The organism is Streptomyces sp. DSM 116795 (assembly GCF_055792905.1).
Window position 1 is genome coordinate 7,094,102 of the sequence record NZ_CM147707.1, and the last position, 26,268, is coordinate 7,120,369.

General features: G+C 70.6%; 23 protein-coding genes. 11 read left to right on the forward strand and 12 right to left on the reverse strand.

Annotated features, from left to right (window positions below; all coding sequences use genetic code 11):
• Positions 1-55 precede the first annotated feature (55 nt).
• The 5 genes from ACSMXX_RS30695 to ACSMXX_RS30715 all read left to right on the forward strand — a co-directional run bounded on the left by ACSMXX_RS30695 (position 56) and on the right by ACSMXX_RS30715 (position 3,940).
• A complete protein-coding gene (locus ACSMXX_RS30695; protein ID WP_473181911.1) occupies positions 56-1,216 on the forward strand; it encodes a polyprenyl synthetase family protein in 1,161 nt (386 codons plus the stop codon).
• Positions 1,217-1,423: 207 nt separating this feature from the next.
• Entirely contained in the window at positions 1,424-2,002 is a 579-nt protein-coding gene (locus tag ACSMXX_RS30700) for a Dps family protein (RefSeq protein ID WP_473181912.1), read from the forward strand.
• Positions 2,003-2,047: 45 nt separating this feature from the next.
• Positions 2,048-2,494: an SRPBCC family protein gene (locus ACSMXX_RS30705; RefSeq protein ID WP_473181913.1), complete on the forward strand. Its 447-nt coding sequence runs from the start codon at positions 2,048-2,050 to the stop codon at positions 2,492-2,494.
• Between the two features lie 108 nt (positions 2,495-2,602).
• Positions 2,603-3,721, forward strand: a complete 1,119-nt coding sequence (locus ACSMXX_RS30710) for a LacI family DNA-binding transcriptional regulator (RefSeq protein ID WP_473181914.1) — start codon at positions 2,603-2,605, stop codon at positions 3,719-3,721.
• A 15-nt stretch (positions 3,722-3,736) separates the two neighbouring features.
• A complete protein-coding gene (locus tag ACSMXX_RS30715; protein WP_473181915.1) occupies positions 3,737-3,940 on the forward strand; it encodes a hypothetical protein in 204 nt (67 codons plus the stop codon).
• Between the two features lie 120 nt (positions 3,941-4,060).
• Here ACSMXX_RS30715 and ACSMXX_RS30720 read toward each other — a convergent pair whose 3' ends face one another.
• The 6 genes from ACSMXX_RS30720 to ACSMXX_RS30745 form a co-directional block, all read right to left on the reverse strand.
• Positions 4,061-5,686 carry an amidohydrolase gene (locus ACSMXX_RS30720; protein WP_473181916.1) on the reverse strand — a complete coding sequence of 542 codons (1,626 nt, stop codon included), beginning with the start codon at positions 5,684-5,686 and terminating at the stop codon, positions 4,061-4,063.
• Complete coding sequence (locus ACSMXX_RS30725) at positions 5,683-7,209, reverse strand: sodium:solute symporter family protein (protein ID WP_473181917.1); 1,527 nt, start codon at positions 7,207-7,209, stop codon at positions 5,683-5,685. The genes ACSMXX_RS30720 and ACSMXX_RS30725 overlap by 4 nt, the downstream gene beginning before the upstream one ends.
• Positions 7,206-7,580: a DUF3311 domain-containing protein gene (locus ACSMXX_RS30730; RefSeq protein WP_473181918.1), complete on the reverse strand. Its 375-nt coding sequence runs from the start codon at positions 7,578-7,580 to the stop codon at positions 7,206-7,208. The genes ACSMXX_RS30725 and ACSMXX_RS30730 overlap by 4 nt, the downstream gene beginning before the upstream one ends.
• A gap of 175 nt (positions 7,581-7,755) precedes the next feature.
• Positions 7,756-8,556 (reverse strand): SDR family NAD(P)-dependent oxidoreductase, encoded by an 801-nt coding sequence (locus ACSMXX_RS30735; protein WP_473181919.1) that lies wholly within the window; start codon positions 8,554-8,556, stop codon positions 7,756-7,758.
• Between the two features lie 23 nt (positions 8,557-8,579).
• Positions 8,580-10,064, reverse strand: coding sequence for an aldehyde dehydrogenase family protein (locus tag ACSMXX_RS30740; protein WP_473181920.1), 1,485 nt, complete (start codon positions 10,062-10,064; stop codon positions 8,580-8,582).
• Positions 10,061-11,305 (reverse strand): M20 family metallopeptidase, encoded by a 1,245-nt coding sequence (locus tag ACSMXX_RS30745; protein ID WP_473181921.1) that lies wholly within the window; start codon positions 11,303-11,305, stop codon positions 10,061-10,063. Before ACSMXX_RS30745 ends, ACSMXX_RS30740 begins: the two co-directional genes overlap by 4 nt.
• Positions 11,306-11,497: 192 nt before the next feature.
• On the opposite strand from ACSMXX_RS30745, the gene ACSMXX_RS30750 reads away from it, so the two are divergent.
• The gene (locus ACSMXX_RS30750; protein WP_473181922.1) at positions 11,498-12,268 is read left to right on the forward strand and encodes a FadR/GntR family transcriptional regulator; all 771 of its coding nucleotides are present in this window, start codon (positions 11,498-11,500) and stop codon (positions 12,266-12,268) included.
• 77 nt (positions 12,269-12,345) lie between these two features.
• On the opposite strand, the gene ACSMXX_RS30755 is transcribed toward ACSMXX_RS30750, so the two are convergent.
• The 3 genes from ACSMXX_RS30755 to ACSMXX_RS30765 all read right to left on the reverse strand — a co-directional run bounded on the left by ACSMXX_RS30755 (position 12,346) and on the right by ACSMXX_RS30765 (position 15,699).
• Positions 12,346-13,728 (reverse strand): FAD-binding oxidoreductase, encoded by a 1,383-nt coding sequence (locus ACSMXX_RS30755; RefSeq protein ID WP_473181923.1) that lies wholly within the window; start codon positions 13,726-13,728, stop codon positions 12,346-12,348.
• 138 nt (positions 13,729-13,866) lie between these two features.
• A complete protein-coding gene (locus tag ACSMXX_RS30760) occupies positions 13,867-14,832 on the reverse strand; it encodes an aldo/keto reductase (protein WP_473181924.1) in 966 nt (321 codons plus the stop codon).
• Positions 14,833-14,949: 117 nt separating this feature from the next.
• A complete protein-coding gene (locus ACSMXX_RS30765; RefSeq protein WP_473181925.1) occupies positions 14,950-15,699 on the reverse strand; it encodes a TetR/AcrR family transcriptional regulator in 750 nt (249 codons plus the stop codon).
• 468 nt (positions 15,700-16,167) lie between these two features.
• Between ACSMXX_RS30765 and ACSMXX_RS30770 the strand changes: the two genes are divergently transcribed.
• The 3 genes from ACSMXX_RS30770 to ACSMXX_RS30780 all read left to right on the forward strand — a co-directional run bounded on the left by ACSMXX_RS30770 (position 16,168) and on the right by ACSMXX_RS30780 (position 19,078).
• The gene (locus tag ACSMXX_RS30770; RefSeq protein ID WP_473181926.1) at positions 16,168-17,076 is read left to right on the forward strand and encodes an SMP-30/gluconolactonase/LRE family protein; all 909 of its coding nucleotides are present in this window, start codon (positions 16,168-16,170) and stop codon (positions 17,074-17,076) included.
• Positions 17,077-17,170: 94 nt separating this feature from the next.
• Positions 17,171-18,154, forward strand: coding sequence for an LLM class flavin-dependent oxidoreductase (locus ACSMXX_RS30775; protein WP_473185044.1), 984 nt, complete (start codon positions 17,171-17,173; stop codon positions 18,152-18,154).
• A gap of 306 nt (positions 18,155-18,460) precedes the next feature.
• Complete coding sequence (locus ACSMXX_RS30780; protein WP_473181927.1) at positions 18,461-19,078, forward strand: class I SAM-dependent methyltransferase; 618 nt, start codon at positions 18,461-18,463, stop codon at positions 19,076-19,078.
• A 96-nt stretch (positions 19,079-19,174) separates the two neighbouring features.
• Here ACSMXX_RS30780 and ACSMXX_RS30785 read toward each other — a convergent pair whose 3' ends face one another.
• Positions 19,175-19,969, reverse strand: a complete 795-nt coding sequence (locus tag ACSMXX_RS30785; RefSeq protein ID WP_473181928.1) for an MBL fold metallo-hydrolase — start codon at positions 19,967-19,969, stop codon at positions 19,175-19,177.
• 833 nt (positions 19,970-20,802) lie between these two features.
• Here ACSMXX_RS30785 and tap point away from each other — a divergent pair.
• Together tap and tpg are read left to right on the forward strand one after the other, a co-directional pair.
• A complete protein-coding gene (tap, locus tag ACSMXX_RS30790; protein WP_473185045.1) occupies positions 20,803-23,142 on the forward strand; it encodes a telomere-associated protein Tap in 2,340 nt (779 codons plus the stop codon).
• Positions 23,143-23,151: 9 nt separating this feature from the next.
• Positions 23,152-23,709 carry a telomere-protecting terminal protein Tpg gene (gene tpg / locus ACSMXX_RS30795; RefSeq protein WP_473181929.1) on the forward strand — a complete coding sequence of 186 codons (558 nt, stop codon included), beginning with the start codon at positions 23,152-23,154 and terminating at the stop codon, positions 23,707-23,709.
• A 54-nt stretch (positions 23,710-23,763) separates the two neighbouring features.
• Here tpg and ACSMXX_RS30800 read toward each other — a convergent pair whose 3' ends face one another.
• Positions 23,764-24,267 carry a helicase associated domain-containing protein gene (locus tag ACSMXX_RS30800; RefSeq protein ID WP_473181930.1) on the reverse strand — a complete coding sequence of 168 codons (504 nt, stop codon included), beginning with the start codon at positions 24,265-24,267 and terminating at the stop codon, positions 23,764-23,766.
• 49 nt (positions 24,268-24,316) lie between these two features.
• The gene (locus ACSMXX_RS30805) at positions 24,317-26,227 is read right to left on the reverse strand and encodes a helicase associated domain-containing protein (protein WP_473181931.1); all 1,911 of its coding nucleotides are present in this window, start codon (positions 26,225-26,227) and stop codon (positions 24,317-24,319) included.
• Positions 26,228-26,268: the final 41 nt, after the last annotated feature.

A 26,268-nucleotide genomic window follows, 5' to 3' on the forward strand; every position in this document is an offset into this window, starting at 1 on the left:
CGTGAGTGCGAGCGGCGTGCCCGCGCTGTCGGGCCGACCGCGGGAAGGAGCCGCCATGCAGCGCCGGCCCAGCGCCCATGTACGAGAAGGGAACCAGGACGTCCGGGACGTCCGTACGCTCGGCATCGATCCCGATCACGACACAGCGGCCGTCATCGAGGCGCTGCTGACCCGGCACATCTCGGTTCGCAGGGAAGAGGCCGCCCGCAGCAGCGACCGGTTCGCGGAGGACGTCATCGACCTGCTGGCCGACGTGGTCCTGCGCGGCGGAAAGCGCACCCGTCCCGCCTTCCTGTGGTGGGGCTGGCGCGGCTGCGGCGGCGCGCCCCGGGGCTCCGGAGCCGAGTCCGTGCTCAAGGTCGCCACAGCGCTGGAGCTGATCCAGGGCTGTGCGCTCATCCACGACGACCTGATGGACGGCTCGCTGCTGCGCCGAGGCGCCCCGTCCGCCCACGTCGCCTTCGCCAACCAGCACCGGGCGGCGGGGCTGCGCGGCAACGCCGACGCCTTCGGGGTCTCGGCGGCCATCCTCGCGGGCGACCTCGCCCTGGTGTGGGCCGACGACCTGTTCGAGACGGCGGGGCTGGACAGCAGGGCCAGACGGGCCGTCGGTCCCGCCTGGCAGGCCATGCGCACCGAGACCATCGCGGGCCAGTACCTCGACCTGTACGGGCAGGGCACCGGCGTGGACTCGCCCGAGGAGTCGCTGCGGGTGGCCTACCTCAAGAGCGGCCTCTACACCGTCGAACGCCCCCTCCATCTGGGAGCCGCCATGGCGGGCGCGGGCCCGGAACTCATCGCCGCGCTGCGCCGGGCGGGACGCAGCGCCGGTGTCGCCTTCCAGCTGCGCGACGACCTCCTCGGCGTCTTCGGAGGGCCCGTCCGTACGGGCAAACCCGCCGGTGACGACATCCGGGACGGTGTCTCCACGTACCTGATGGCCATCGCGCTGCAGCGCGCACGCGCACACGGCAGACACGACGCCGAGCGTCAACTGCGTGCCGCGCTCGGCAACCAGCAACTCCACGCCGGCGAGCTCGGGCGGATCCAGGACCTCCTCACCGGTCTCGGGGCCGTCGCCGCCGTCGAGGCACGCATCGGTCAGCTCACCGCGTCCGCGCTCACGGCCCTGGAACAGGCACGTCTTGCACCGCCCGCCGACCAGCGGCTCAGTGCGCTCGTACGGTGCGTCGCGGCGCCGCCGACCGGCACGTGAACCCGCCCGGAACACCGCGCGCAACCCGCGCTGTGGGAACTCCGCGACGTACCGGCGGCACACGTGCAGGCGACCGCGCGCCGGGGTGTTCCCCGGCTCCCGAATGGGCGACTCGGCGCTCTCCCGGCGCGCGCCGGGAGTTCACCGGTGGTCGCATGGGAGAAACCGCCGAGTTGGGGCGGACCGTCAGCGGAGAGGGAGAGACGAGTGCCCAGCAGTGCGCCCGACCCGAAGTACACGGTCCCCGGAATGTCGCAGCGGGAGGGCGGCGACGTCATCCGGCTGCTGACGATGCGGCTGCATGCCCTCAACGATCTCGCTCTGACCCTCAAGCACGTCCACTGGAACGTGGTCGGCCCGCACTTCATCGCCGTGCACGAGATGCTCGACCCCCAGGTCGACGCCGTACGCGACATGACCGACACCACCGCCGAGCGCATCTCCACACTCGGCGGATCGCCGAAAGGCACCCCCGGAGCCCTCGTGGCGGAGCGCGGCTGGGAGGACTACGCCATCGGCCGTGCCGAGGCGATCGAACACCTCGGTGCTCTCGACCTCGTCTACAGCGGAATCATCAAGGACCACAGGGAAGCGGTGAAGGCCACCGACGAGAGCGACCTGATCACCCAGGACATGCTCATCGAGCACTTGCGGAGCCTGGAACTCTTCCAGTGGTTCGTACGGGCACACCTGGAGAGCGCCGGCGGTGCCCTGAGCACCGCCAGCGCCGGCTCTGAACGGGAGGCTGCCGGCATGGCCACCGAACAGGCCCGCAGGCAGCCGTGAACGGAGTCGGACCCAGGGAGTGATCCGAAGCAGGGGAGAGAGGCGATGGCCGGACAGTTCGAGGTGACGACGGAGATCGACCGCCCCGTCGAGGAGGTCTTCGCGTTCCTCGCCGACGGGCGGAACGACCCCGAATTCAGCCCCAGGGTCGAGGAGATGGCGAAGGTGACCGACGGCCCGACCGGGGTGGGCACCGTGTACAGGAGCACGGTCAAGGACGCCGGGGTGCGCACGCGCCGGGAGTTCCGCATCACCGAGTTCGAACCGCCCACCAAGATCCGCTGGACGGAGACCTCGGAGAATCTGGTGACGGCCGAGGAGGGTGGTTACGACCTCGAGTCGACCGGCGAAGGCACCACGCGCGTGCGGCTGTTCAACTCCCTCACCGGTCACGGCGTCGGCAAGATGATCGCCGGTGTCGCCCTGAACGCGGCACGCAAGGACGCGGAGGATTTCGGCCGGCGGATCAAGCAGGCCGTCGAATCGGCCTGAACAAGCCCCTCTCGCGAAAAAAGAATTGGACAGCCGCTACGGCGCCCGGCTACTGTATCGATACAGACTTAATCGATACAGAAGATGGGTGGACGAGCGGTGGGGGCCATGGACTCGCGTGGGAAGCGGGCGACGCTGCAGACCGTCGCGGACGAGGTCGGGGTGTCGCGGACGACCGTCTCCAACGCATACGGCCGCCCCGACCAGCTCAACAAGGACCTGCGCGAGCGGATTTTCGACGCCGCGCGGCGCCTGGGCTACCCCGGGCCCGACGCGACGGCGCGTTCACTGCGGCGGGGGAGGGCCGGAGCGATCGGCCTGCTCTTCACCGAGACCCTGTCGTACGCCTTCGCCGACCCGTACTCCGTGGGCTTTCTGCGCGGAGTCGCGGAGGTCGCCGAAGCCTCCGGCACCGGCCTGCTCCTCATCCCCATGCCGCCCCGTGCCTACAACCCGGAAACGGCCGGCAGTGATGCTCCGGTGCCGCCCGGAACCGACGATCCGGAGACGGCCGTACGCAACGCGGTGGTCGACGGTTTCTGTCTCTACTGCGTGCCTGTAGGCCATCCCGCCAAGGCACTGATCCGGGCACGGGGCCTGCCGATGGTGACCACCGACGAGCGGGACGATCCCTCGATCCCGTACGTCGGTATCGACGAGCGGGCCTCGGCGCGGCTCGCCGGAGAACACATCGCCAGACTCGGCCACCGGCGGATCGCGGTGATGGTCGATCAGGTCGTCGCACCGGGCACCTCGGGCCCCGCGACCGTGGAGGAGCAACTCGCCTCCGACTGCGGGGACTTGCGCGGCCGCCTCGCCGGCTACCGGGACGCCCTGGAGGAGGTGGGAGTCGACTGGCGCAGTGTCCGCGTCGTCGCCGCGGGCCGCAACTCCCGTTCCGCGGCGGCCTCCGCCGCAGCCCACTTCCTCGATGTCGCCGACCGGCCCACCGCCGTGCTCGCGATCGGCGACGTGCTCGCGCTCGGGGTGCTCGACGCCTGCGAGCAGCGGGGGCTCGTCGTCGGGCGTGATATCTCCGTCGCGGGCTTCGACGACGTCCCGGAAGCGGGCAGAGCACGCCTGACGACCGTACGGCAGCCCATGGGCGAGAAGGGCCGGCTCGCAGGCCGGCTGCTGCTCGAACCCCGGGAGGAGGAGAAGGTGCCGCGGATCAAGCTGCCCACCGAACTGGTCGTACGGGCCACCACCGGACCCGTACCCGACTGACCCGAAGGAGACGCCATGTTCCCGATCGAAGGCCCCCTCGTCGCGGACGCGACACGGAATCTCGCCCACTCCGCGCTGCCCGGCGCTCCCGTGGTCCCGGACGAGCCCGCGAAGGTCCGCCGGTCGCGTCGCACGCTCGCACGTACGCTGCGCAGCATCGCCGACCGTCTCGAACCGCCGCGTTGCGTCGACCCGGCGCTGCGGCCGCACCCGCGGTAGCGGGGTCGCGCTCAGGCGCGGTCCCGGTGGAGCGGTCCCGGCCGGGCGGGCCCAATGGGCCCGTCCGGCCCGCCCGTGCGTCCGCTGTGTCCGCCGCTCCTGCCGCGGGGGAGTCGCCTGTCACGCCTCGTGGACGCACTCACCGCCCACGTACGTGGCACGCACCGGTACGGAGCCGATGCCCTGGGGCTCCACGGTGAGGATGTCCTCGCCCAGCACCGTGAAGTCGGCGAGGCAGCCGGGCTCCAGACGCCCCTTGTACCGGGAGGTGCCCTCGGCCTCGGCCGAGCCGAGAGTGAAGACGCCGAGCGCCTCCCGCGCGGTGACCCGCTGCGACGGGCCGACCGGCACGCCGTCGTCCGTCCCCTCGCGGGTGACCATCGACTGGATGCCGAGCAGCGGCTGATAAGGGCCGCACGGGTAGTCGGACGAACCGGCGACCGCCACCCCGGCGTCCAGGAACGAGCGGTGCGCGAACATCCGCTCGGCGCGCTCCTCCCCGTACCAGCGGTTCAGCGCCCCGCCGTGGTAGCCCACATAGCCCGCGAAGGACACGGCGACCGCCCCGAGTCTCCGCATCCGCTCCAGGATGTCCGCGTCGATGACGCTGCAGTGCTCGATGCGGTGCCGCAGGTCAGGCTGCGGCACCTCCCGCTGGGCGGCCTCGAACGCGTCGAGGACGAGACGGATCGCCGCGTCCCCGTTGGCGTGCACGCCGATGCGGTTGCCGTCCCGGTGCACGGACCGCACCTGTGCGGACAGCTCCTCCGTGGGCGTGGTCTGCAGTCCGTGGCCTCCGGAGTCGGCGTACGGCTCCGCCAGCAGACAGGTACGTCCGCCGATCGCGCCGTCCACGAACGCCTTCACACCGACGAGCCGCAGCACGTCGTCGCCGAAGCCGCTGCCGGCGCCCAGCGCCTGTGCCGCGGCGTAGTGGTCGATGGACAGCAGCATGCCGACACGGAGGGTCAGTTCGTCCCTGGCCCTTGCCTGGCGAAGCAGTGAGATGTCCTCGGGAGCGATGAGGGCGTCGCACACGGAGGTCAGCCCTGCCGCGTGCCACTGCCGCTGCGCGCGGGCCAGGCCGCGCAGTTTCTCCTGCGGGGAGCTGGGCCGCAGAGGTGAGTCGGCGCCGCGGGCGGTCGCCGGATAGACGACGTTCATCAGGGCACGCTCGATGAGCCGGCCGTCGAGGCGTCCGTCACTGCCGCGTCCGAAGTCGCCGCCGCTGGGAGGCGAGGAGTCCTCGTCGATGTGGAGGGCTTGCAGCGCGGCGGAGTTGGCGACGCCCCAGTGGCCCGCGACCTGCACGACGAGGACGGGGTGTCCGGGCGCGGCGCGGTCCAGGTCCCAGCGGGTGAGCCGGCCGGTCTTGGTGTCGTCGTACCGGCTGCCGCGAATCCACTCACCGGGTGCCGCACGCACCGCCTCGGCCCGTACGTGGCCGAGCAGGTCCTCGACGCCGCCGACGGCGTCGGCCGACAGGTCGAGATGCAGCAAGTCCTCGGCGGCGATGGCGAGATGGATGTGCGCGTCGTTCAGGCCCGGTACGACGGCGGCGTCACCGAAGTCGACCTCCTCGGCGCCGGGGAAGCGCTCGCGCAGCCTCGTCACCGTGCCGGTGGCGGCGATCCGGCCGCCGGCGACGGCGATCGCCTCCGGCTCCGGGCCGCCGAGAGTCTGCTGGCTGACGATGCGGGCGGCGCGGTAGAGCACGGGCCGGATCTCGTGCAGTCCGCCTGTCATTCGGCATCTCCCGTCGCAGGTGCGGTATCCGGTGCGCGGTCCTTCTGGGCTGCCTCGGGCGGGCCGCCCTCGGCGGGGCGCAGCCAGGTGACGGCACCGGTCACGGCGAGGTTCGCCGCCAGGGCGATGATGCCGCCGTTGATGCCGTTCAGCGGATCGTTGCCGGTGGCCCAGAGGAGCGTCATCACCGTCAGGCCCACCAGCATTCCCGCGACGGCCGCCGCAGCCGGCATCCGCCGCCAGTACAGCGCCAGCAGTACGGCGGGCACCAACTGCGCCAGCCCTTCGTAGGACAGAACGGACAGCTGGACAAGGGTGTTGGGGAAGAACAGGCTTCCCGCGAGCGCCAGCAGCCCCGCCAGGAGACACACCAGCTGCGACAGCCGTTTGGTGCGCACGTCGTCGGCCGGAGCCGAGCCGCTGCGGCGGCTGCGCGGGTCGGCGCCGTTGCCGCCGCCCAGCAGGGTACGGCCCCACAACGTGCCGATCGCCAGCATGAACACACTCATCGGGACGATCGCCGAGAGCGCCCCCGCCACACCGATCACCGCGACGAGCGGAGCCGGCAGCGAGTCGGTGACGAGCGAGAACAGCGCCAGATCCGGGTTCTTCAGATCGGGCACCACGAACAGCGCCGTCGCGCCGACCATCATCGGGATGAACAGCAGCAGTTGGTACCAGGGCAGCAGAACTGCGTTGCGGCGCAGGGCGTTCGGGGACTTCGCGCTGAGGTAGCCGGCGACCGTCGTCGGGAAGATCGTGATGGTCACTGCGTTCAGCAGCAGTGTGGTCACGAACCACGTGCCGTCCAGACCGTCCGACTCGTGGCCGGGGAACGTCAGCCATTCCGGCTTCTCCGTCACCATCCGCTGCATGAAGTCGCCCAGCCCGTCCACGAAGTGCATCGGTACGTACACCGCGAGGAAGACCACGACGGCGATCACCAGGACGTCCTTGAGCGCGCTGACCCAGGCCGAGCCGCGCAGCCCGGACACCAGGATGAAGACCTCGGCGACGACGAAGGAGATCACCGCGGCGACGCGCAGATCGATGCTCCCGTACGTCATGGCGTTGACCACCACGCCCATGCCCTGAATCTGCACCTGGATGTAGGGCACGATGAAGACCGTCGCCACGACCGCGACGAGCATCCCCAACGGCCGGGAACGGAAGCGGTGTTCGGCCATGTCGGCGATGGATATCAGCCGGTGCCGGCTCGCGTACGTCCACAGGGCGGGCCCCACCACGTACGCCACGGCGAAACCCGTCGTCAGATACGCCACCAGGTAGAGGATCGGCACCCCGAAGGAGAACGACCAGCCGGCCGTGCCGAGGAAGGAGAAGCTCGTGTAGGTCTCGCCGGCCATCAGCAGCCAGATGAACAGCACGCCCAGACCGCGGCTGGAGACCGACCACTCCGCCAGTCCCTTGTCCCTTCCGCGTGCGCTGAGCAGACCGACGACGATGGTCGCCACCATCGCCAGACCGAAGATCGTCGTCGCGATCGCAGCGGACCCGCTCATGCCGCACCTCCCGTGGCCGGCCCGCGCTCATCGCCGCCTTCCGCGGCTGCGCCCGGGACATCGTCCGCGGGTATCGGTTCGAGCGCGTCGGTGCGGTAGGCGGGGTCGAGGCGGGCGGCAGCCCAGATGATCAAAGGGCTGACGACGGTCGCCATGATGATCCACGCCAGGAGGAACGGCACACCGAGAATGCGCGGTTCGATGCTGTTGGCCACCACGGGCGCCGCGCAGTACAGCACACCGGGCACCAGCAGGAGCCAGAGCGAGCGGCGGCGCCGGTTCGCGGCCGGTGCCGCCCCGGGCGGACCCGGCCTGCCGGACTCCTTCCGGCCGGACTCCTCCGGGCCTGGTTCTGATCGGCTGTCGGACATGTCGCTCCTTCTGTGCCGCTGCCTGTGCTGCTGCTCGTTGCTTGCTGCTCGGAGTCCGGTGCTCGGTGCTCGGAGCTCGGTGCTCGGAGCCGTGCCCGGTGCCGGCCGCTCTGCCTTTGCTGCCCGGCGCCGAACGCCCGGTGCGTGTCTGCCGGTTGCGGTCCGCCGGAACCGGCTACAGGGACGGTTCGTAGCGGCCGTCCACCGCCGTCCAGCCGCCGTCCACCGTCAGCACGCTGCCGGTGACGTACGTCGAGGCGTCCGAAACGAGATACGCCACGGCCCCCGCGATCTCCTCCGCGCCTGCCCACCGGCCCAGCGCCGACGCCTGCGCGTAGGCCTCGTACCACTGCGGATCGGCGGCGATCTGATCGGTCAGCGGGGTACGCACCACCCCCGGTGCCACCGCGTTGAAGCGCACTCCGCGCGGCCCCCACTCCGCGGCGGCGGTACGCAGCAACTGCACGAGCCCCGCCTTCGAAGCCGCGTACACGCTCTGGCCCGCCTCCACCTGGAAGGCCCGCATCGACGCCATCCCCACGACGCTGCCCCGCCCCCGCTCGGCCATCTGCGGGGCCGCCGACTGCACGAGCGTCAGATACGCCCGCAGATTGAGCGCGATGACCCGGTCGAAGTCGGACGGTGTGTAGTCGGCGATCCGCTTGCGCACATTGGCGCCCACCGTGACGACGAGGCCGTCCAGCGCTCCCCACTCGGCCACGGCTTCCCGTACGGCGGCCTCGTCGAGTACGTCGAGTGTGTGCGGGCTGACGGGGCCCGTGCCCGACCCCGGCGCTGGGCGCTCACCGGCGGCGAGCCGCGCCGTCTCCTCCGCGCCCGGCCCGTCCCTGTCGGCGACCAGCACCTCCGCACCGTGCGCGGCCAGTGCCCGTGCCGACTCCCTGCCGATGCCGCTCGCCCCGCCGACGACCGCCACCCGGCGCCCGTCCAGGCGGAACAGATCCGCGTACGCCACCCTGCTCTCCTTCCGTGCCGAGCTCACCGCCGGAACACCGCCATCCGCGTCACCGTCATCTCCTCGATCGCGAACCGCGGACCCTCGCGGCCCGTTCCCGAGTCCTTCACGCCGCCGTACGGTGCGATGTCGCAGCGGTAGCCGGGTACTTCGTTGATTACGACGCCTCCGGCCTCCAGCTCCTCGACGGCGTCGAACGCCGCCCCCAGATCCCGCGTGAAGACCGCCGCGTGCAGCCCGTACCGGCTGGCGTTGACCGTCGCGTACGCCGCATCGAGATCGGGCACGGTCCGCAGGCACACCACCGGGCCGAAGATCTCCTCGTCCCAGGCGGGCTCACCGTCGGGCACCCCGGCAAGCAGCGTCGGCGTGACGCACGGGCCGCTGCGCGTACCGCCGTGCACCAGCCGCGCTCCCGCGGCGCGGGCGCGTTCGATCCAGGAGCACACCCGCTGCGTCGCCGCCTCGTCGATGAGCGCCGACACCCTGGTGTCCGGCTCGCGTGGGTCACCGACGACGACGCCGGGCAGCCGCTCGGTGATCTTCCGCTCCAGCTCACCGGCGATCCCCTCCACGGCGATCACCCGCTGTACGGAGATGCACGCCTGCCCCGAGGCGTAGAAACCGCCGCGCACCACGGCGTCCGCCGCCGCGTCGAGGTCGGCGTCGGCGGCCACCACCAGCGCCGCGTTCGAGCCGAGCTCCAGGACCACCTTGCGCGGTGCCGCCTCGCGCGCGATGCGGTGCCCGATCTGAGCGGACCCGGTGAAGGAGACCGCCGCCACGTCCGGATGCGTCGTCAGCACGCGCCCCACGTCGGCGTCCCCGGTGACCATCTGCACCGCTCCGGCCGGTGCACCCGCGGCCGTCAGCTGCTCCCGTACGAGCGCGACCAGCCACAGCGTCGCCAGCGGCGTCGCCGGCGCGGGCTTGACGATGACAGGGCACCCGGCGGCGATCGCCGGAGCGATCTTGTGCGAGGCCAGCATCATCGGGTAGTTGAACCCCGCGACCCCGACGACGACACCGACCGGCCGCCGAGTCCAGAACCCCGTCAGGCCGTCACCGGACGGCAGGCCGTCCAGCGGCACCGTCTCACCGTGCACATGGGACACCTCGTCGGCCGCGGCCTCCCAGGTGGCCACGGCCCGCACCACCTCGGTGCGGCAGTCTGTGCGCGGCTTGCCCGTCTCCAGCACGAGCAGATCCTCCATGCCGCGGGCGACCTCCTCCAGCGCCGCGGCGACGCCGGCGAGGACCCGCCGTCGCACCCGTGTCGGCAGCTTCGCGACCTGCCTGCGCAGCTGCGCCGCGTGCCCGGCCGCCCGCAGCGCGAGGGCCTCGTCGCCGACCGGGGCGAGCGCGACCTCGCTGCCGTCGTACGGGAAGCGCACGGGCTCCCTGCGCACGGCGGGCACCTGCTCGTCGCCGACGGGAAGCGAGCCGGTCAGGCCCTCCGGAAGGGTGCCGGCGAGCAGGTGACCGCCGGAAGGGGAGGAAGCGCTCACCGTGCCGCCCCCTCGGATTCCCGGGGCCAGGCGGTGAGGAAGTGCCGGGCCGCGGCCGCGTAGACCCTCGCGTACTCGCCGATCTCGGCCACCTCGACGTACTCGTCCTTCTGGTGCGCGATCCACTTGCCGCCCGGGCCGTAGACCACTGTCGGCAGTCCCGCGTCACGGGTGAGGATCGTGCCGTCCGTGGTGCCCGGCACCGCCCCGAACGCGGGCGCGGAGCTGTGCTCGGCGCGGTGCCCGGCGACCAGCGCGGCGACGACGGGATGGTCCTCGCCGATCTCGATCGCGGGCCTGTCGTCGACGACGGTCGTCTCGACCGTGACCCCCGCCGTCCCGGCGGCGTCCGCCGCAGCCTGCCGCACACGGCCGATCAGCTCGGCGTGGTCGGTGCCGGGAACCGTACGCACATCGACGCCGACCATGCCGTGCGCGGGAATGACGTTGAGCTGTTCCGGGTCCCCGGCGTGCAGCACGGTCGGGGTCACGGTCACCGCCCCGGCATGCGGATGCGTGCCGAAGCGCCGCACAGCCCACTCCTCCACGCCGGCGAGGGCCTCGACGATCCGGGCCCCGGCGATCAGCGGAGAACGCGCCTCCTGCGGCATCGCGCCGTGCGCCATCACGCCCGTGAGGGCCAGCCGGATACGGATGCCGCCGCGGGCGGAGGTGCACACCTCGTAACCTTCGGGCTCGCAGACGATGACCCCGTCCACCTGGGACGCGAGCGGGGACGCCGCGAACGCCTTGGCGCCGAGCATCATCCCCTCCTCGTCGCACAGCACGCCGAGGACGATCCGGCCGGGGAACGGGCCCGCGAGCTCCAGGCCCCGTACGCCGTGGATCATGGCCGCCAGACCGGACTTCATGTCGGCGGAACCCCGGCCCCACAGCCTGCCGTCACGGATGTCGCCGCCGTACGGGTCGACGCTCCAGTCCTTGCCGCGCCCCTCCGTCACGACGTCGGTGTGCCCCTCGAACATCAGCGTCGGGCCGTCCCCGCCGCCGCCCTCGACGACGGCGACGAGGTTCGGGCGTCCCGGCGCCACCTCGGTCACCTCGTACTCCCAGCCGAACTCGGTGAAGAGCTCCGCGAGCAGGCCGACGGCCGGCCCTTCGACGCCGTCGGCTCCCGCATCGCTCACGGTGCGCAGCCGTACCAGATCGCGGGTGAGACGGACGGCGGCCTCCGCGTCGACCACGGGGTCACGCGGAGGAGCACCTGGACTGGAATGCATGTGGCAACAACCCTCCAAGACACCTGGCCAGGTAGCCAGGAGACTGGTCAGACCAGTTGAATTCCCGTACTCTCCTAGGGCGCTCACGCCTCGGTCAAGGGGGAGAACATGCTGAGCCTCCGCCGGTGCGGGGGTTCGAGGCAGTGAGTACCAGCAGTCCAGGAGCCGACCGGGTACGACGAGGGGGAGCACATGTCCGCGGAGGAGGCCATCTTCCAGCCGGTGGAGCCGGTGCGCGCATATCAGCGCGTCGCGGAACAGATCGAGGAGCGCATCCTCAGCGGCGACCTTCCGCCGGGCTCACGGCTCCCAGGGGAACGCGAACTGGTCAGCCAGTTCGCCGTCGGACGCTCCACCGTCCGCGAAGCACTGCGCGTACTGCAGTCCGCCGGACTCGTACGCTCCCGGCCCGGTGACCCCCTGGGGGCCGAGGTCCTCGGCATCACGCCGGACAACCTCAGCCGCACCCTGGGGCGGCTCGCCCGTTCCCATCTGTCCACCCTCGGCGAACTGGTGCAGTTCCGCATGGTGCTGGACGCCGAGAGCAACCGCCTCGCGGCCCGCCTGCACAGTGAGAGCGACCTGGCGCGCATGGCACAGCAGATCGAGCGGATGGAGACGCTCAGCGCCGGGAAGGCCGGTCTGCACGCCTTCAGCGAGGCCGACGCGCTCTTCCACCAGGCCGTGGCCGAAGCCAGCGGCAACTCACTGCTGGGTCTGTGCGCACGCGCCGTCCACGACGCCGTCGTCGAGGTCATCGAGGAGAAGATCGCGGTGGCCGCCGACGCCACCGTCTGGATGCACCGCTCCATCGCCCACCACCGTCAGGTCCTCGCCGCGATCCGCGACGGTGACGGGGCACTCGCGGCCCACCTGGGCCGCCAGGCGCTCTACGACTACTACGCCGACCGCGTCGAGGAAGGCACCCGGCGGCTGCTCAGCGCAGCCCTCGACGAGGAGTGACGCACGGCAGCGGCTTGCCATGACTGGCGGCGGCCACGCGCGTTCAACGGCCACCCGCCCTCAACGGCCACGCGCTCTCAAGACGCCGGCTGGATGTTGTGGTTGAGCCGGAAGACGTTCTCCGGGTCGTAGTGGGCCTTGACCCTGGCCAGGCGCCGGTAGTTCTCAGGCCCGAAGCCGGCGACGACCCGGTCCTGGCCCTCCTGCCCGATGAAGTTCAGATACACGGCACCGCTCGCCCAGGGCTTCAGATCGCTGCGCAGGCCGCGTGCCCACTCCTTGGCCCGGGCATCGTCGGCTGGATCGTCCCAGAGGCCGAACGGATGCACCGTCCAGGGGGCGTTGCGCCAGGGCAACGGATACAGATCGGCGTCCCGCGCGACCGCGCCGCCCTGAGGGAAGAGCACATGCTGGGACGGCGAGGGAACCACCATGTCGTGAGCCCGCGCGCAGAAGAGATCCACGGCCTCGTCGGGAAACGCCTCAAGGTGCTCCGCGGACCAGTAGTTCCGGTAGCCGGGCGGATCGTCGAGCATGCTCTGCAGCTCCGCGTACGGCATCTCGGCGATCATCTCTCCCGCGTGGCCGAGCCGGAGCATCGGGGCCATGACGTCGCGGGCCTGTGCCTCCTGCCCGGTGTAGGTGATCAGCACGGCGCAGGCGAGTCTCCCGACAAGGCTCTCCGGGACGAAAGGCTCCTGACCTGCCGTCAGGCAGATCAGTCCGCCGCCCACCTGGTCGGGCGCGTTCTCCATGAAATCCCGGTACGCGCGCACCACTTGGGGCCCGGCCTCCGCCGGCCAGATCAGCAGAGCGGCGGTCAGCACGGGCAGGGGATGCAGCCTCAGCGTCATCGACGTCACCACGCCGAAATTGCCGCCACCGCCGTGCAGTGCCCAGAACAGCTCGCTGTCGCTGTGGGCGGTGGCCCGTACGAGACTGCCGTCCGCCGTCACCAGCTCGGCGGCCAGGAGGTTGTCGCAGGCCAGCCCGAAGGTGCGCTCCAGCCACCCCGATCCTCCGCCGAGAACGAACCCGCCGACACCCGTCGTCGAGACCCGGCCGCCGGTCGTGGCCAGCCCGTACGGCTGGACCGCGGCGTCGAGATCGCCGATGGTGGCGCCCCCGCCCACACGCACCGTGCGGGCGGCGGGATCGACGGTGACGCCGTTCATCTCGCGCAGGTCCACCACAAGTCCGTCGCAGGTCGAATTGCCGGCGACACTGTGGCCGCCGCCGCGCACCGCGATCGGCAGCCCTTCCGCACGGCCGTAGGCCACTGCCCTGGCGACCTCCGCCTCGTTGTGGGGCAGAGCGATCAGCGCGGGGGAGCGGTCGATCATGGCGTTGAAGACGGCGCGGGTCTCCTCGTAGGAGGGGTCGCCTGGAGTGAGCAGGGTGCCGGTGAAGCCCGTGCGCAGGCTGGTCAGTGCGCTGTCATGCAGCATCCGGGACGACATTGTGTCCCCCTTCCTCCTGCTTTCGACAGTAACGCCCAGCGGAGGCTGTCCCCGGAGGATGCGGCCGCCGCCGTCACGGCAGAGGTGTGACCTGCGGTCCGCGGCGAAGACCAGGCTGCTCGGTCCGAGAGGTGCGGTTCAGGTCCACGGCAGGGCTGCCCGGTGCCGCCAGTAGGCGGTCGCCGGCACAGCCAGGGCAGACAGTCGTTCGACGTGGCCGTCGGTGAGGTGCGCAGCCGCCGCCGAGGTGTTGTCGTCCAGCTGGCCCGTCGTGGCGGCGCCGGACAGGACGATGTCGGCCCACGGTTCTCGCAGTACGGCGGCCATGGCCAGGGCATCGGGAGTGGTGCCGGTCTCCCTCGCGAGGCAGCCGAGGGGCGAGTCGGCCGTCTCGTGCACGAGGCGGCCGTTGGCGAGGGCCTCCTTGATGATGACGGTGCGCCCGGCGTCGTGCGCCTCGGCGAGGGCGGTTCCTGCTGAGGGTTCGAGCAGGTTGTACGTGGCCTGGACGCTGGAGAAGAGCGGGACGCCGTCCACCGTGACCGGGAGAGCGGCGCGGATGGCGGCCGGCTGCCCGGGACCGGACGTGGACAGACCGATGGTGACGCCTTCGGCGGCGAGAGCGGCGAGGCGGACCTGCAGGGCACGATCTGTGAGGACGGGGCTGTCGGGAGTCACGGAGTGGACCTGGTAGAGGTCGAGGCGGTCGCCGAGAAAGCCGCGTGTCTCGGCCAGTTGGCGTTCGAACGTGGCCAGGCTGTGGTCCTTCACCTCGTTCACCGTCGCGCCGACATGCCACTCGGCCGTATACGTGTAGCCCCACTTGCTGCCGACCACCGCATCGTCGGTTTCCGGGCGGCTCCGCAGCCAGCCGGCGAGAAACTCCTCCGCCCTCCCGTAGGAGCGAGCGACGTCGAAGTACCGCACTCCGCGTGCGTATGCCGCGTCGAGTACTGCGCGGACACGTTCCTCCATCGCCTCGACCGTCCGCTCGGCGGGCAGATCGGACTCCCGGCCGAGGTTGATGTAGCCGGGACGCCCCAGTGCGGCCAGTCCGAGTCCGATCCGGGTGGCGGAAGCAGCGGCGAGACGGTTGAACGGCACTGTCACATCCTCCTGTGAGCTGGTCCGGCCGAGCAGAACGACGAAGAGCGGTCCATGCCGGTGCGATGTGAGCATTCCAGCACCGCCTCGGCGCTGCCCGCGACGTGCATGAAGCTGCTACCCGGTGACAGAGACCGGGGAGCTGCTGGCCTTCCGGCGGTTGCGCGACCGGGCCGGTGCTCCTGCGGACTGCTCGTCCTGTGCGGCGGTCTTCGTCACCATCCTCAGAGCGAGATCGGCGTAGAACTCGCCGAGTTCCTCAGGGGAGTCGGGCCCGTCCAGCCGGTACCAGCGGACCAGGTCGATGCCGAGTGAGAGCGTGCCGCGCACGACCCTGTTGACGTCGACCTGCGCGAAAGTGCCGTCCGCGACGCCACGGGCGACGACGTCGCGGAACACCTCGTTGGTCCGGCGACGCAGCTGCCGGATCTCGTCGTAGTGTTCCGGGGCAAGCCCGTTGAGCTCGTACTGGCAGACCCGCGCTGCCACGTGGTGGCGTGCGTGCCAGGCGGTGTACCGCCTCATGAGCAGGTGCAGACGGTCCGCGGCGCCGGCGGTCGCCTCGATTTCGGGCCCCTGTATGTGAGCGAGAGCGCGCTCGTGGCCGATCCGCGTGATCTCGTAGAGCACGAGTTCTTTGGACGGGAAGTGCACATACAGCGCGGCCGGACTGAGCCCGACACCGGCGGAGATGTCGCGCGTGGTCGTGGCGTGGAAGCCGTTGGCGGCGAAACAGCGGACGGCGGAGGCAAGCAGTCCGCGGGCGACGTCCCCGAACTCCTTGTTCCACAGATCCGGGGACTGGTCCTGCAGGCGGGGGTCGTCCTCCATCTCCCGCGGTGTGAAGCGGGCCTGCCGTTTGGCCATGCCGAGACGCCCCTTCCTGCGGTTCCGGTACGGATCCCGGCTTCGCTGCTGGCGCTCGCTTCCTGCTCGCATGCGGTGACTTTCCGGTGAGACTCCGCGTCACGAACGCCTCGAACTGTGTACCACGCTCCAGTGACCATGCGCTCAGTCACTGACCGACGCTCTCCTCCTCTGCGGCGAACGGGCAACTGTGCGCAGCGAATTCGTGGCTGCCGTCCGTCCCGTCGGCTGCCCGCGAGACGCAGCCGCAGCTCCGAAGGGATGCCGCACGGTGTTCCTCCACCCTTTCCCGAAGTCGTCGCCCAGACCCTTGACACCCATTCCCGGTGGAATGACTATGCGCTTAGTCAGTACGTCCCACAACCCTCGTTGCGCCGCTCTCGTGCCGTGCGACGTGGCCGCCCCAGGAGCCACCGTGGGACCAGGCCTTCCGAACTGCCCACGACGACGTGGGGGAACGAGGTCACGATGGAGGAAGTACAGCCGTCGGCCCGGGAGTTGACGGTCGTGCTGGACGGGTACTCCTACCTGGAGTGCCCGCGGTGGCACGACGGCCGGCTGTGGGTGTCGGACTTCTACACCAATCAGGTCGTGGCGACCGATGGGCGTGGTGCCATCGAGGTCGTGGCGGAGGTGCCCGGCCAGCCGTCCGGGCTCGGCTTCCTGCCCGACGGGCGCACACTGATCGTGTCGATGCGCGATCACCGTGTCCTCGTCCGCGCTGAGACGGGAGAGCTGACCGAGCACGCCGACCTGTCCGGCGCCGTCTCCGGAGTGCTCAACGACATGGTCGTCGACGAGCACGGACGTGCCTTCGTCGGCAATTTCGGCTTCGACCTCATGGGCGGGGCCGCGCTGCGCTACACCACACTCACCCGGGTCGACCCGGACGGCACCGTGACGACCGCGGCACAGAACCTCGGCTTCCCCAACGGCATGGTGATCCTGCCGGGCGGAGTACTGGTCGTCGCGGAGACGTTCGCCGGGAGGCTGACCGCCTTCGACGTCGGCGAGGACGGCGAGTTGAGCAACCGGCGCACATGGGCGCAGTTCGGCGAGACACCCGACACCGAGGACGTCGGCGAGGCCGTCGAGCGTCTTGAGGTCGGTCCCGACGGAATCTGCGCGGACGCCGACGGCGCGGTGTGGGTGGCGGATGCGTTGCATCATCGTGTTTTGCGTGTTGTGGAGGGTGGTGAGGTCGTGGAGGAGATAGCCACGGGAACGGGTGTGTTCGCGTGCATGCTCGGTGGTGACGATGGCCGCACTCTGTTCTTGTGTGCGGCGCCTTCCTTCCCGGAACACGAACGCCGCCCGGTGCGCGAAGCGCAACTGTTGTCGGTACGCGTGGAGGTCCCGCACGCCGGCTTGCCTTAAGGACACTGCCTGACGGTGTGTGTGCGGCGTGTGTTGGTGGCTTGTTTGTTGGCGTCCTGTCCGTCATGGGAGAAATGGAGGGGCCCCTGTGGAGGTGTCCTGTGCTTTTCCGACCGCTGCTGATTCGCCGGACAACATCGCTGTGGCCGAGCGGTTGGGATATGCGCGGGCGTGGGTGTATGACACGCCTCAGCAGAGTCCGGATGTGTGGATGACTCTCGCGCTGGCCGCTGAGCGGACCGAGCGGATAGGTCTCGGGCCGGGTGTGTTGATTCCCAGTCTGCGTCATCCGATGGTCAATGCCGCTGCGACCGCTACCCTCGCGGAATTGGCGCCGGGTCGTGTTGTGGTGGCTTTCGGTACGGGGTTCACCGGTCGCCGTGCTATGGGGTATCGGGCGGTCAGCTGGTCTTACATGGACTCGTATATCCGCGCTTACCGGGGTCTGCTGCGGGGTGAGGTCGTGGAGTGGGAGGGTGCGCAGATGCAGATGCTGCACCCGGAAGGGCATGCTCCCGCTCGTCCGGTCGATGTTCCCGTCCTGATCAGCGCTCTGGGCCCCAAGGGTCACGGAGTGACCGAGCAGATCGGCGACGGCCTGTATGTCACGCTGCGGTTGCCGGAGTTCATGAAGGAGTACTCGTGGGTGCCGTATCTGGTGTGGGGAACGGTGCTGGAGGAAGGGGAGGCCTCGGATTCCGAGCACGCGCGGCTGGCCGGCGGACCGGGCTGGGCCCTGGCCTACCACGGGGCGTATGAATTCGGTGGTCCCTGCGCCGTGCGTGAACTCCCGGGCGGCGCGGAGTGGATGGATGCCGTGGAGCGGATCCCCCAGGAGCGGCGGCACCTCGCGGTCCATGAGGGGCACTGCGTCGAGCTCAACGAAGCCGACGAGGCCGCGTGGAAGGCCGGCGGTCACCGGATGCTGCGGGAGGTGACGGTCAGCGGCACCCGTGACCAGATCCGGCGCCGGCTGGACGACTTCGCCGCGCAGGGCGTCACGGAGATCGTCTTCCAGCCGTGCGGGCCCGACACCCGTGCTGAACTCGAGCGGTTCCTGGAGGCAGCCGAGTTTTGACCCCTTGCACGTGGTCCGGGTCGGTGCTGCTGCGGGACGGTGCGGGTGTTGTTCGGGTTGGTTCCCAGATGTCGCATGAGCTGTAGGAATGTGAGCTTGCGTAGCTCCTCGGGCCGCCACATGCGCCACCCGGCCGTTGTGCCGGGTGGCGGGTGTGGCGGGTGTGGTGGGTGTGAGGGTGCGGCGTTGTTCGTCGTAGCGCGGTGCTGGGGTGGTGGTGCCCAGCCGGTGTGCCGCTTCACCGGTCCCGGCCGGGTTCAGGGCGGCATGTGACGTCAAGCCGGTTTGGAGTGCCAGTGTTGCGTCATGGATACGAATCTGCGCTCGTGGGCCGTGGACGGGCCGGTCACTTCGTCTTTCGCGCATCCTTCCGGTGCCGCTGGGCGCCTGGCGGGGTGGTTCATGCGGTGGACCAACCGGCAGAACGAGGTGGTCGGGCTGCTTGATGTGCGGCCCGGTGATGAGGTGGTGGAGGTGGGCTACGGCCCTGGAGCCCTCGTTGGGCTGCTCGCGGCCCGCACCCGCGCCGCCACGGTCCGCGGGGTGGATCCCTCACCTGAGATGCGTGCGGCCGCGATCCGCGCCAACCGTGCGGCGGTACGCGCCGGCCGCGTCTGCCTGGGCCTGGGCACGGCGGAGGAGACCGGGCTTGAGGGCGGCAGTGCCGACCGCTTGGTCTGCGTCAACAACGTCGCTGTCTGGCCGGATCTGGAGGCCGGGCTGGGGGAGTTGCACCGGGTGCTGCGTCCCGGGGGGCGGGTGGTGATCGCCTGGCACGGGGGCTCCGCGCCGGGGCGTATCGCCCGCAGTCTGCGTCTGCCGCAGGAGAAGCTTCGGCGCATCGAGCGGGGGCTGACCGGCCTCTTCTCCGAGGTGACGCGGAGCGAGCTGCGCAACCTGGATGTTTTCACGGCGGTGCGCTGAACATCCCTTCCGCGCAGGCCCGTTCGGTTTCGCGTTGCTGTGCTCCGGCAGCGCACAGGTGTGCTGCCGGAGCACGGGGAGTGCATCCCGGGGGTGTCAGACCGTCATGGTCAGGCCGTCGTGGGCGACGTCCCAGCCGTTCAGGTCGGCCTCGAGCGCCGCCGGTGACAGATGCGTCAGGACGAGACGCTGTGTGGCCAGCCGGCCACGCTGCTCTTGCAGGGTGGCCAGGTCCAGATGCCAGCGCACGGGGCCTGGAGCGTACCCTTCGCACAGGAACAGGCCGGTGCCTTCCGCCACTTCGACGAGCGCGTCGGTCCATTCCGTGTCACCGGAGTAGGCGATACGGGCCGGGGTGGCGGCGTCCTCGACGCGGATCGCGTACGCGGGCGCACCCGCGGAGTGACGCACCGGGAACGGGTCGGTCACCAGCGGCGTCCGCTCGGCGTGTTCGAGCACACGCAGCGAGAAGCGGCGCCGGACCGACGTCGACCCCGGGAAGCACACCTCCATGGCCTCGGCCAGGCGGCGCTCGGTCCCCGGCGGCCCGACCACCGTCAAGTCCCTGGTGCGGCGCCGGAACTGACCGTCGAGCACCAGGAAGGGAATGCCCCCGAAGTGGTCTGCGTGGAGGTGGGTGACCAGCACCGTCTCGATGGAGTTCAGGTCGAACCCCTGCTGCTGGAGAGCGACCGCGCTGGTGGCGCCGCAGTCGAGGAGGGTGTGTGAGGCGGCGGCCGGGTCGTCCGCTCCGAGCACGATGCACGTCTGGAAGCGTCCCCCGGTACCGAAGGCGTCACCGCTGCCCACGACCGTGACCCGCATCCTGACCAGCTCCTCTCCGGCGGTGCCGTGCTCCCTGTCGTGGGCTGGGGTTGGCTGTCGTGCCACCTGCGTGGTGGGTGGGTGGTTTCCTGCTGGGTTTTGTTGGCGGGTTTTCTGCCATGGTGCCTGCCGTGTTGCCTGCTGTGTTGTCTGCCGTGCTCGGGGAGTGGGGGGTGCTGCGGCGGTTCCGCCAGGGACGTTGTGGTGTGCGGCGATCGCGTGTGCGGTGTGGTGTGCCAGGTTGTGGCTTCCTCCGGGAGGGGGCGGGCGTGTGTGAGCACTGCGGTGGGCAGTTCCCCGCCCTATGGTGCGGCACCGGCCATGCTGTTCCACGGCACGTCGCCGTCCGAGTGCAGGTGTTCCGGTATCTGCCGGCCGGTGTGCAGGCGGGAGCGGCGGCCGGTGGGTGCGCTGTGGATCTGTGACGTCGCCCGACGGGGACTGGGCCGGGGATTGTCCCACTCAACATTTCCCGAGACCGCCACCCCGCGCCCCCGCTCCCCGGCGTCGGCTGGGCCGCTCTCCCCAGCTGCGCTCCGATCCCCCGCCTTACCCGCCACCCACGCAGGGGCGCGCGGGACGCCGCCGCCTGGGCCGGCTGCGTGCGGTTGACGGCAGGGGGTGGGGATACCGTCGCGTGGGACGTGGCGGGTACGTGAACTGCTGTGGCGGGCCCGGGTCTTCGCAGAGCCCCCGGGCCCCGTGCGGGGGCGGGGACTTGTGGAGGGCTGCGCTCGCCCCGGGCGTCAGGGGATCCCCGCGGCATTACCGTGGGCGAGCGGGGTGCTCGGTGCGCTATATGTACGCGTGAAGTGCGCTCGCTGTTCGCGCTCGCTGTTCGCTGTCGCTGTTCGCTGTCGCTGTTCGCTGTCGCTGTTCGCTGTCGCTGTTCGTTGGGGGTGTTGGTGTTGGGGTTGTTCGATGCGGTTGACGGGTTGGTTGCGGGGAGCAGTGCGTTGCCCGCGCCGGGGGAACGTGCGCGTTTGCGGAGGGCTCACGGGCTGACGCAGGAGGAGGTTGCGGGGGCTTTGGGGGTGCGCCGGGCGACGGTGGTGTCGTGGGAGGCGGGCAGGAGTGTGCCCCGGGGGCGGCAGCGTGAGGCGTATGCGCGGTTGTTGGGCAGGCTTGCTGAGCTGTATCCGCCGGAGGGCGGGGGCCGGGAGCGGCCGGATGGTGTGCGGGCAGCAGGGGCAGGGCGGGAGGCGGACTCTGTCCCGGGGCGGGGGAGCGCGGACAGTGCTGGTGCCGGTGTGCCGCCCCCCGAACGTGAGCCGGCCCCGGCACCGGAGCATGGGCATGAACCGGGGCATGAGCCGGAGCGTGAGTCGGCCCCGGCCCCGGCCCCGGCACCGGAGCCGCCCCCCGAACGTGAGTCGGCCCCGGCCCCGGCCCCGGCACCGGAGCCGCCCCCCGAACGTGAGTCGGCCCCGGCCCCGGTTCCTGGGTGGGGAGCGGGGTCTTCGCCGCGGCGGGTTGTGGGGGAGAGGGGAGTCACGCCGCGGGGCGAGGGCTGCTCGGGGGGGTCTGCGCCGGGGAAGGCCCCGTCGGCGAAACGGGTGCCGGCGAAACGGGTGCCGGCCGCGGCGGAGGACGATCCACGGTTCACCGCCGGCCCGCTGGCGGTACTGGACGGCGACGGCTCCGCGTACTGCACCGCCGGCCTCGTCCTGGACTGTCCTGCCACCACGGTCCCGGAACTGGCCGAATGGACACTGTCCGAAGCGAACCTGGGCGCACCACGGCTGCACCGCTCCGGCCAGGACGCCGACCCCCTCATCGTCCTTACCGCGGCAGCGGCCGAACACCTGGGCCTGCCCCCAGAGTTGACCGACCGCCGCGGCTTGCGTCTGCCACAGGACCACCCGGTAGTGCAACAACTGACCGCAGCCCGCTGGAACCTCACACGCCGTGGCTTCGGCCCGTGGCCGCGTATCTACCGCCCCGTCCACGACGGCCGCCGCCAGTGCGTGCAACTCGCCGTACTGCCCTGGGGCGCGCTCGATACCCGCTCCTGGGGCACCGCCGCGCAGCTGCCCCCCGCCGAACTCGCCCGCGTCCTGGGCGACTTCGCCACCCGCGTCCTGACCCCCCGCGGCTCCACCGCCGTATGCGGCCTGGAACTGATGACCGCGCTGCGGCCACCCACCCGCGCCGTACGGCAGGAGACCTCCGGCTCCTTCACCTCCGCCCCGATGCCCGGATCGCTCACCACCGCCGTGGACCCGGCACCACCCGAAGCACCCCCCGAACACCCACTCGCCCAACACCGCACGGACGGGCAGCTGCTGGATGAGGAAGCCTACGACTGGATCCGCGACCCGCAGCTGCTCACCGACGCCGAATGCACAGCACCTCTCGTGGTGGGCCTGGATGTCAACGCCGCGTTCGCCGCGGCCGCGAACCGGCTGACCGTCGGCCTCGGCGCCCCGGAACACCGCCAGGCACCCGCCTTCGACAAGAAGCTGCCCGGCTGCTGGCTGGCCGACCTCTCCCACATCGACCTCGACACGCGGCTGCCCAACCCCTTCACCCCGCACGGCGACCGCCCCACAGGACCAGCCTGGTATGCAACCCCCACCCTCGCCTACGCCCTCGAACTCGGCCATGACGTACACCCACTGGAGGCATACCTACGCCCCGACAGCGGCCCCTACCTGGACCCCTGGTACCAGCGGCTGCGGGACGCCTACCTGACGACCATGGCCCACCTCGGCGTCACCACAAGCATGGACGAAGCCGAATACCTCACCGCAATGAAGCACCACAAGAGCCTCGACCCGGGACAGGCCGCGCTGCTCACCGCCATCAAAGCCACCGTCAAGGGCGGCATCGGCAAGCTCCGCGAACGCCCCCAGGGCGCCGGCTACCGCCCCGGCGACCGGTGGCCGGCCCTGGAACGCCCCACCTGGCGGCCGGACATCCGCGCCGCGGTCATCTCCACCGCCCGCATCAACATGCACCGCAAGATGCGCCGCCTCGCCGACACCGCAAACCTCTTCCCCCTCGCGGTGCTCTCCGACTGCGTCGTCTACCCTTCCGCCGGCCCCTCCCCGCTGGACGTCCTCCCACGCGGCCACGACGGCAAACCGGTACCGGGCGGCTTCCGCCTCGGCGTCAGCCCCGGAATGGTCAAACACGAAGGCACCCAGTCCTTCCTGTGGGCCGCCGAACTCCTCGACGCCGGCCACAACCCCGCCCGCCACATCAAGAACGACGACACCCCCGACGGCGGAGAATAGGAGCAGCCCGTGGGAACCATCGGCGACGGCCTCACCAAAGCCGCCCAGAACACCACCACCCGCCCCCTCCCCAAGAGCGCCGGCGCCCGGATGCGCTTCCTCGTCAAGAGCGAAAAGGGCTCCACCCGCACCGTCGCCCACCGCCTGGGCATCTCCCAGCGCACCGTCGAGCGCTACCTCACAGGCCAGTTCAAACGCCCCCGCGCACCACTCGCCGCCCGCCTCGCCGAAGAAGTACGCCGCGACTGGCAGCCACGCATCAAACAACGCGCCCAGAAACGCGCCGCCACCACCGGCGGCATCACCGTCGAGACCCGCGCCCGCTTCGGATTCACCGCCGCACCCGGCTCCACCGACGACGGCCGCATCCGCCTCATCACCCAGCACCTGCCACCCGCCTACGCCCAACGCCTCTTCGACGCCCAGGCCCAAGCCGCCACCGAGGAACAACTACGCGCCATCATCGCCGAAGGACTGCAGGAGCAGTACTTCAAGGACCGAGGCCGCCGGGCCGCCGGCCTCCTCGTCGAATTCACCGACATCGACTACGCAGAACTCCACTACTGACCAACCCGACCACACCAACAAAACCAACCCCCAACCCCCGGGATCGGCACACACTCACACCCAGCGCATCCCCAACTCCGTGAGCTGAGCGGCACGCTCAGGCGCAAGACGCCCCACCCGGGAGCGCTGGTTGGAGATGAACGCACCAAGCCGGAAATCGACACCCTCCACGCACTCCACATGCGAGCGGGGAACATTCAAATGACCCTCCCGCTCCCGATACTGCCGCGCAGCCGCGAGATTCGACGCCCAGATCTGCGCCCTGCTACGCCGCACCCCCGCCATCCCCACCCCGGTAGCGGGCTCGACACCCAGCACATGCCGCAGCATCCACTGCTGCGCCACACTGCGCGCGTCCCAGCCGCGCCGCTGCGCAGCCACCCACCGCCCAAGATCATCACCCTGCACGATCACAACCCCCGGCTCGGTGGGCAGCCTCCCGCCGGCTTCCCGGTGACGACGCGTGAGATGAAAACACCGCTGCCAGTCCACCGGCCAAGGAGGGCACCAGGCCGGGTCGATCTCCTCCAGCGCCTCGCGACGCTCCGAGGAGAGCATCCCCGCCGTGGAACCGACCGGAAGCCCCTCTCCGCGCCGCCGCACGGCCTCATCCGCCCGCTTCGCAGCCGCGCGCTGATTCCGCAGCCAGGTCCCCGACCGGATACCCGCCCTGGCCGACAGCGCCCACCGGAGCAAGGAGGTGACCGTGCCCGTCCGCCCACGCCCGCGCCGCATCGAGCCCCTCCTCGAAGGCGACGTCGAAGTGCGACCAGATCATGCCCAGCTTCTCCAACTGAGCGATCCGCCCGTCATCCAGACGACCTTGCCCGTACGCGCGGCGAGCGTCGGCAAGCCACTGCCCCAGCGGAAAGTCAGCCAGCGACGCAGGCCACCCCCCGGCCTCCCCCTCCTCGCCGACCGGCACGCGAAAGGTGAAGGACACCCGCAGATCACCATGCACACGCCGGTACAGACCCGCAGCTTCGACCCCGCGCCTCCAGTGCTTGTGCTCAGGATCCAGGACACGCAGCGTGATGAACGCGGCCAGAGCGGCATGGTCACGAGGAGCGGAAAACTTCAGCAACTCCCTGGCAGGACCACTGACACCCTCGACGCCGCTCTCCTCTTCCACGAACCTACGACGGCTTCGAACCTGCTGCTCGGCCAGAGCCTCAACGACCCGGGCATCATGCGCGCGCAACGCCTCCAACAGCCGGGCCAACCCGGCATAGGCCTTGGAAGTGAGCATGTTCTGCGGACCCTCACCGGGACCCAGCAGCACACCGGCCACAACCAGCGAGGCAACCTTCCCCTCCCCGGGCTGCACACGCAGCGCCCTGCCCACAGCCTGAACCAGATCCGGCATGGACCCACGCACATCCGCCCAATACACGGAATCACAATCCCTCGTGTCCACGCCCTCACCGAGCACCTTCACCGAGGACAGAAAACCCTTCTCGACCACCGTGCCGTCACCAGCGACCCCGTCGGCGAACTCGCCCAGCACCCGACGACGGCGCACCGGCCCGTGCTCGCCGCACAGCCAATCCGCCCACACCGTCTTCGGGTACAACTCCGGATCGCCGGCGTGCAGCCGCGCCGCGACGCCGGGAAGACCGGCCGCGAAACTCTCGGCCTCCCTCAACTGGTGATGAAAGACCAACGTCCTGCGCAGATCCTCCTCAGCCGACGCCTTCAGCAGCGCCGTCTGCAAAGCAGCGAGCCGCGCACCGCGGACCGTGTCACTGCGAGCGTTCTCCCCCAGCAGCAGCGCAGCCTGAAAGTCCGCATCCCTCACATCCACGCACACGACCTGGTACCGGGCGCAGATCCCCCGGTCGACCGCCTCGGAAAGCGTCAGGGTGTAACAGCGCCCGCCGAACGGACCCCCCGGATCGTCTTCCATACTCGCCACCACCCCGCCCGGCTGCCCGGCACCCTCATCCCCGAACTGCCACAACCGCGGGGTGGCCGTCATGTACAGCCGCCGCACCGCCGGAATACGCAAGTTGTCATGAACAACCGCCCACGGCTTCCCGATCCGCCCAGACGTACGGTGCGCCTCGTCGACCACGATCAGGTCCCACCCCGGAAGCCCGGCAGCATGCGCACGCTCCAGCGTGCCCAGCCCCAGAGAGGCATACGTGGCGAACACCGTCACCCACTCCATCCCCCGGATCCACGCCACCAGCTCGTCCACGTCCGTGGTGTTGACGAACCCGACCTCGTCCCCCCGCAAGGACGAGACACCCACCACCGGACCCGTACGGCCCCCCTCACGCCACGCGGCCACGCTCTGCTCCAGCAGATCCAGCGACGGCACCAACACCAGCACCCGCCCCGCGCGAAGCTCCTCAGCACTGCGCACCGCCACGAAGCTCTTGCCCGAACCCGTGGCCATGATCACCTGAGTGCGCAGGCCCCGCTCCGGCAGCATCCCCGCTGCAGGAAAATCCAGAGCCCGAACAACCGCATCAACAGCCTCACGCTGATGCGGACGAAGCTCCTTGAACACCATCTCCACACCTCCATAACAGCGTTCCAGAAACCAACAAAACA

What these genes read in the sequence shown, in the direction of transcription:
- ACSMXX_RS30780 (WP_473181927.1), top strand. Translation starts at nt 18,461, where the DNA reads ATGGATACGAATCTGCGCTCGTGGGCCGTGGACGGGCCGGTCACTTCG.
- ACSMXX_RS30730 (WP_473181918.1), bottom strand. Translation starts at nt 7,580, where the DNA reads ATGTCCGACAGCCGATCAGAACCAGGCCCGGAGGAGTCCGGCCGGAAG.
- ACSMXX_RS30800 (WP_473181930.1), bottom strand. Translation starts at nt 24,267, where the DNA reads ATGCTCTCCTCGGAGCGTCGCGAGGCGCTGGAGGAGATCGACCCGGCC.
- ACSMXX_RS30805 (WP_473181931.1), bottom strand. Translation starts at nt 26,227, where the DNA reads ATGGTGTTCAAGGAGCTTCGTCCGCATCAGCGTGAGGCTGTTGATGCG.
- ACSMXX_RS30765 (WP_473181925.1), bottom strand. Translation starts at nt 15,699, where the DNA reads ATGGCCAAACGGCAGGCCCGCTTCACACCGCGGGAGATGGAGGACGAC.
- ACSMXX_RS30710 (WP_473181914.1), top strand. Translation starts at nt 2,603, where the DNA reads ATGGACTCGCGTGGGAAGCGGGCGACGCTGCAGACCGTCGCGGACGAG.
- ACSMXX_RS30725 (WP_473181917.1), bottom strand. Translation starts at nt 7,209, where the DNA reads ATGAGCGGGTCCGCTGCGATCGCGACGACGATCTTCGGTCTGGCGATG.
- ACSMXX_RS30755 (WP_473181923.1), bottom strand. Translation starts at nt 13,728, where the DNA reads ATGTCGTCCCGGATGCTGCATGACAGCGCACTGACCAGCCTGCGCACG.
- ACSMXX_RS30705 (WP_473181913.1), top strand. Translation starts at nt 2,048, where the DNA reads ATGGCCGGACAGTTCGAGGTGACGACGGAGATCGACCGCCCCGTCGAG.
- ACSMXX_RS30770 (WP_473181926.1), top strand. Translation starts at nt 16,168, where the DNA reads ATGGAGGAAGTACAGCCGTCGGCCCGGGAGTTGACGGTCGTGCTGGAC.
- ACSMXX_RS30720 (WP_473181916.1), bottom strand. Translation starts at nt 5,686, where the DNA reads ATGACAGGCGGACTGCACGAGATCCGGCCCGTGCTCTACCGCGCCGCC.
- ACSMXX_RS30750 (WP_473181922.1), top strand. Translation starts at nt 11,498, where the DNA reads ATGTCCGCGGAGGAGGCCATCTTCCAGCCGGTGGAGCCGGTGCGCGCA.
- ACSMXX_RS30715 (WP_473181915.1), top strand. Translation starts at nt 3,737, where the DNA reads ATGTTCCCGATCGAAGGCCCCCTCGTCGCGGACGCGACACGGAATCTC.
- ACSMXX_RS30695 (WP_473181911.1), top strand. Translation starts at nt 56, where the DNA reads ATGCAGCGCCGGCCCAGCGCCCATGTACGAGAAGGGAACCAGGACGTC.
- ACSMXX_RS30745 (WP_473181921.1), bottom strand. Translation starts at nt 11,305, where the DNA reads ATGCATTCCAGTCCAGGTGCTCCTCCGCGTGACCCCGTGGTCGACGCG.